This is a genomic window from Streptomyces sp. UW30 (assembly GCF_008042075.1).
GTDB lineage: Bacteria > Actinomycetota > Actinomycetes > Streptomycetales > Streptomycetaceae > Streptomyces.
The window spans coordinates 1-5,324 of the sequence record NZ_RDBN01000127.1 but is presented as its reverse complement, the minus strand read 5'-3'; the positions used below and the strand labels follow the sequence as shown (position 1 = coordinate 5,324).

6 protein-coding genes and 1 pseudogene are annotated in these 5,324 nt (G+C 72.0%); 5 read left to right on the top strand and 2 right to left on the bottom strand.

All coding sequences use genetic code 11. The features are described 5' to 3' along the window. Positions 1-84: 84 nt before the first annotated feature. From EAO75_RS44775 to EAO75_RS44765, 3 genes are all read left to right on the top strand, one after another. On the top strand, positions 85-495 hold the full coding sequence (locus EAO75_RS44775) for a TIGR03943 family putative permease subunit (protein ID WP_410092934.1): 411 nt from the start codon (positions 85-87) through the stop codon (positions 493-495). Positions 496-663: 168 nt separating this feature from the next. Next, entirely contained in the window at positions 664-1,428 is a 765-nt protein-coding gene (locus EAO75_RS44770; RefSeq protein WP_148000865.1) for a GAF and ANTAR domain-containing protein, read from the top strand. 10 nt (positions 1,429-1,438) lie between these two features. Then, positions 1,439-1,714, top strand: coding sequence for a ribosomal protein L7/L12 (locus EAO75_RS44765; RefSeq protein ID WP_187284862.1), 276 nt, complete (start codon positions 1,439-1,441; stop codon positions 1,712-1,714). A gap of 4 nt (positions 1,715-1,718) precedes the next feature. On the opposite strand, the gene EAO75_RS44760 is transcribed toward EAO75_RS44765, so the two are convergent. Next, complete coding sequence (locus EAO75_RS44760; protein WP_187284861.1) at positions 1,719-2,480, bottom strand: hypothetical protein; 762 nt, start codon at positions 2,478-2,480, stop codon at positions 1,719-1,721. A gap of 345 nt (positions 2,481-2,825) precedes the next feature. On the opposite strand from EAO75_RS44760, the gene EAO75_RS44755 reads away from it, so the two are divergent. Together EAO75_RS44755 and EAO75_RS48415 are read left to right on the top strand one after the other, a co-directional pair. Further along, the gene (locus EAO75_RS44755) at positions 2,826-4,133 is read left to right on the top strand and encodes a hypothetical protein (RefSeq protein WP_315987697.1); all 1,308 of its coding nucleotides are present in this window, start codon (positions 2,826-2,828) and stop codon (positions 4,131-4,133) included. Beyond that, positions 4,134-4,787 (top strand): hypothetical protein, encoded by a 654-nt coding sequence (locus tag EAO75_RS48415; protein ID WP_315987696.1) that lies wholly within the window; start codon positions 4,134-4,136, stop codon positions 4,785-4,787. Positions 4,788-4,790: 3 nt separating this feature from the next. Here the strand turns inward: EAO75_RS48415 and EAO75_RS44750 are convergent. Further along, positions 4,791-5,324, bottom strand: a pseudogene (locus EAO75_RS44750) (hypothetical protein); the annotation flags it as partial.

Below are 5,324 nucleotides of genomic sequence, written 5' to 3'. Positions count from 1 at the left end.
GATCGTGGGCCTGGGAATCGCCGTCGTAGTCGTCGGGCTCGCCGTGCTCGCGTTGCTGATCGCGGCCGGCGTGTTCGTCGTGCTCTGTGTGCTGGCCCTGCTCGGCGTGCGGCCCAGGGGGTCGGGCACTTCCCGGCGCTGCCGGCCGGGAACCCGGTGCAGCTGACGCTCGCGGAGTTCAGTTCCCGGGCGATCTACGACAGCGGGCGGTCGCTGTCGGGCCGTACGGTCCGGCTGACCGGCTTCGTCACCCGCGACGACGACGGCACCTGGTACGTCACCCGGCTCCTCGTCGCCTGCTGCGCCGCCGACGCCACCACCAGCAAGGTCGAGATCCGGGGCGGGCAGGCTCCGCCGGTCGACGCGTGGGTCACCGTCACCGGCACCTGGCGCCCCAAGGGCAGACTCGGCACGGACGCGGCGTGGCCGCCTGTGCTGGATGCCGGGTCGGTGCGGCGGATCGCGGAGCCGGCCGATCCGTACGAGAAGCGGTGAGTGCCGGGCTGGGTCGTGGGTCGTCCGCGGGCCGGTGGGGTTTGATCGCGCAGTTCCCCGCGCCCCTTTGGGGCGTGGCAGCCGGGCGGGTTTCGTGGGGGCCGCTACGGGTAGTCGGGCGTCGTCGGAGGCGAGACCAGCAGGCCGCGCTCGAACGAGGAGGCTGCCGTGCGGCCCAGAGACGATCATCGCGGGGAGCGAGGACGAGAAGGGGCGGGCGCCGCGGACGCCCTCGTCGAGGGTGTGCGCGGTATGGGACCGGGCGAGGTACCGGGCCGGCTGTGTGCCGTGGCCGTGGATCTGCTGCCCGTGAGCGGCGCGAGCGTGTCGCTGCACAGTGACGGCATGCCCGTGCAGCTGGGCGCGAGCAGTGCGCAGGCGGCGTATGTGACGGAGATCCAGGCCACGTTGGGCGACGGTCCCTGCCAGTCGGCTGCGCTGAGCGGCGCCCCCGTGCTGGCCCGTGACCTGACGGCCGGACAGGACGTCCTGCGCTGGCCGGTCTTCGCCCAGCAGGCCACGGCCGCCGGGGTGCGGGCGGTCTACTCGATGCCGCTCGGCAACGACACGGTGTGCGTGGGCACCCTCGACCTCTACCGCGAGTCCCCCGGCGACCTCACCGACCTGGAGCTGCGCACGGCGCGGCTGGTGGCCGGGATGATGACCGTGGCGCTGATGGCGCTGCCGCACGCGGAGGAGACGGGCGGCCCGGGGGACGAGCGGTGGCTGAGCGGCCTGGCCGCCGACCATGACCAGGTCTACCAGGCCACCGGCATGATCATGGCGCAGCTGGGCGCCGGCACCGACGAGGCGCTGGCGCGGCTGCGGGCGCACGCGTTCGCGCACGGGCGTACGGCGCTGGACGTGGCCGGGGACGTGGTGGCGCACCGGCTGCGGTTCGACGACGACGGGGACGGGAACGAGCCCGCATAGGATCATGGACATGGAAATAGCGGGTCTCTTCTTCATCCTCATCGGTGTCCTGGCCGTCACGGGCGTCCAGAGCCGGATCTCCCGGGCGGACAAGCGAGTTGCCCGGGTCGAGCGCAAACTCGACCTGATCATCGACCACTTGGGGCTGCGCGAGAACGAGCCCCGCATGGACGAGGTCCTCACGCTCCTGCGTGACGACAAGAAGATCCAGGCGATCAAGGTCTACCGGGAGATCACCGGCGCGGGCCTGAAGGAGGCCAAGGACGCGGTCGAGCGCATGGCCTAGTCGCTCAGACGTCGTGCCGGCCCTGCTTCCTGACCTCCGCCAGACGGTGGGCGCCCAGTTCGACGGCCGCCCAGGTGGCGTCGGCGGGTACCTCGGCCAGGCCGCCGTTGGTGACGGTGATCGCGTCGTCGCCGACGCGGACCGCGGCGACATGCAGGGTGAGCTGGGGCCCGTCGTCGTACTCGGAGATGCCTCGCAGGACGACCCGCAGCCCCTGGCGGGCATCCCCCACCTCGGGCATCTCCGCCTCCGTGACCTCCACGTCCAGCTCTCCGCCACCGGCGGCCGCCGTGAACTGCCCGCACTCGTCCGGCAGGCTGCCGAGCCACGCCAGCGTCGCGTCGACGTCCTCGGGCCGGTGGGCCACGATCTGGTAGCGCAGCTGGGCCTCGTCCCACGCGTCGTCCAGCCCGACCGTCGCGCGGGTACGGGCGTCCGGCCCGAACAGGTCCTCCGTGTACAGGGCGTCGAGCAGCCGCGCGCACTCGGCCGACTCGGCGCTCGCCTTCAGCATGGAGTCCCGCCAGGTGGCGAACCCCTCGGTGGGCACCCAGGGTTCACCGAGGTCCTTCTCGGTGATCAGCGCCGCCCGCGCCTGGCCCTCGGTGAGCGTCTGGGAGGCCGCGGGGGCCCGCGGCTCGGTGCTCGGCGCCGCGGGCAGGGCCGAGGACGCCTTGCCCGGCGACGGGAAGCACGCGGACGCGGTCAGCAACGCGCCTGCACAGAGCGCCGGGGCGATGACGGCACGGGCCGGGGGAAAGGGCATCGCGGGCCTCCTGAACTGGTGTCGAGGACGCGCCCAAGATCGGCACGCCTTCTCAAGGCACCACCCCGGGACTGCGACCACCAGCGCGCCGGTCCGTCCGGGTGACGACCTGACACCGCTGGGAGGAACTCCGCCGCCCCTGACCTGCTCGCCGTCGGCGGTCGACGGGGACACTCCCCCCTGTCCCGCCGGGGGCTCCCTCGCGCTCTCACCGGCCTCTTACGCCCTCCTTCACCCGGCTGTCGGTGCCATGACCTAGCCTTCGATCACTTACGGCGAGACGCGTGCCCTCTTCCGCCGCGTCCGCCTCACTTCCTTTTTTCGTTCCTGGGGGTTCGAAAAACCGTGCGCAGACGCACTCTTCCGGCCGCGACGGCACTCGCGGTCCTCTTCAGCTCGGTCGCCCTGGTCGCGACCGGCGCCGGGYCGGCGGCCGCCGACTCCAGCACGACGCTGCCCCTGAAGTCGACCGGCGACGTCGTCGTCGACGGGGCCCACCAGCGGGTCTTCATCAGCGACCCGGCCGCCGGCCAGGTCCTCGTCACCGACTACGCCGGCCAGCTCGTCGGCACCATCGGCTCGCTGCCCGGCGTGAGCGGCCTGGAGCTGTCCGCCGACTCCTCCACCGTGTACGCCGCCGTCTTCGACGCCGACGCGATCGCCGCGATCGACACCGCCACGGCGACCGAGGCCCACCGCTGGTCCACCGGCACGGCCGACCCGAAGTACCTGGCCGCGACCGGCGGCAAGATCTGGTTCGGCTACGGCGGAGCCGCCGCCGGCAACATAGGCTCCCTCGACATCAGCGGCACGGACCCGGTCGTCACCCTGAACCAGGCACCCGGGAACAGCTGGTACTCCGCCCCGATGCTGGACGCCTCCGCCGGCGCCCCGGGCACGCTGGTCGCGGGCGCACCCGACCAGAGCCCGGTGGTCCTCGCGGTGTACGACGTCTCGTCGGGCACGCCGAGCCGGACCGCATACGCCTTCGACCCGGGTTCCACGGGCGGCGGCAACCTCATGGACATGGCCGTCACACCCGACGGCAAGGACGTGGTCACGGCCAGCGGGGCTCCGTACTACCAGGCGGTCTACAAGCTCACGGACCTGTCCAAGGACGGCACGTACGTCACCAACCCGTACCCGAACGCGGTGGACATCGCGCCGAACGGCGATGTCGCGGCGGGCACCAACTCGATGGACGAGGCGGACGTCCACCTCTTCAGGCCGGGCACCTCGCCGGCGTTCAAGGAGTTCACGTTCAGCGGCGCGCTCGCCGCGCGCGGGCTGGCCTGGGCGCCCGACGGCAGCAAGCTGTTCGCCGTCTCCAGCGCCAACACGCTGTACGTCTACGACGACCCGACCAAGGTGTCGTCCACCGTCACCGTGTCCGCGCCAGCCACCGCCCCCCGCGCCACGGCCCTCACCGTCACCGGCACGCTGACCTCCTCGGCCGCGTTCCCGGCCGGCACCAAGGTCTCCGTCACCCGTACCGACGACGAGTCCCCGGCCGGCAAGGCGCTCGGCACGGCGACCGTCGCGGCCGACGGCTCGTACTCCTTCGTGGACACCCCGCAGGCCGGCGGCAAGGTGACGTACACCGTCACCTACGCGGGCGACGCGGACCACGCGGGCGCCACCGCCGCGCACTAGGTGACGGTCGCCAAGTCGGCGGCCACGGTGACGCTGAACAACAACCTCAAGGTGTACGGCTACAACAGCAGCGTCACCTTCACCGCGCACCTCGGGACCACCTACAAGAACCGCACGGTGGAGATCTGGGCCGACCCCTACGGCTCCGACAAGCCCAACGCCCTGGTCAAGAAGGGCACGGTCGATGCGAACGGCAACCTGACGGCGACGGTCCGCCTCACCCGCGACGCCAAGATCAGCGCGAAGTTCACGGGTGACACGCGGTACGCGGCGAAGACGACGACCAACACCGTCTACACCAAGGTGAGCGTCTCGTCGTCGCTGAGCGGCGCCTACAAGACGGCCACCGCCTGGAACGAGAAGTACTCCTACTTCCGCCAGACCAAGGACCCGGTCTACAACACGGCGATGACGATGTACCCGGGCCGCAAGTACCAGTTCCAGATCCAGCAGTTCTACAGCGGCGCCTGGCACACGACGGCCTCCGAGTACTTCGGCCTGGACCGCTACGGCAAGGACTCGGTCCTGCTGGAGGACAACCCGCCCACGGGCGTGCGCTTCCGGATCCGCTCGTCCTACATCGACACGGCGTCGGGCGACAACGTCAACGCGACGACGTACGGCGGGTGGAAGTACTTCACCTTCACCCGCTGACCCTCAGCCGCTGACCTGTAGTTCCTTCAGCCGCCGATGGACATTGGCCAGGGCGCCGCGCCGGCGTCCTGGCACCCTGCTCCTCAACTCCGCGAGGGCGGAGCCCAGTTCGCGCGCGGGCACGGCGTCGCGGATCTGCCCCCACTGGTGGTGGGCCCGGTCCACCGCCGCCTCCACCGCGGGCGTGTCCGGGGCCTGCCCCGCGCCGAGCCGGGCCGAGGCGACCGTCAGCCAGGTACGGCAGCTGCGCACCGGGTCCCCCGCCAGCATCGCCAGATCCGCCCGCACCTCACTCCAGTGCAGGGCCTCCGGCGAGGCGTGCCCGTGCGCCCGCATCGCCACCTGCTCCTCCCGGGCGGCCAACGCGTCGGCGTCACCGTGCTGCCCGGACTGCACGGCGGCGGCTCCGCCGTAGCCGAACCAGATCTTGCCGCCGGTCGCGGCCAGGTACTTCGGGTCGGCCGTGCCGGTGGACCAGCGGTGGGCCTCGGTCGCCGTGGCGGTGTCGATCGCGGCGATCGCGTCGGCGTCGAAGAC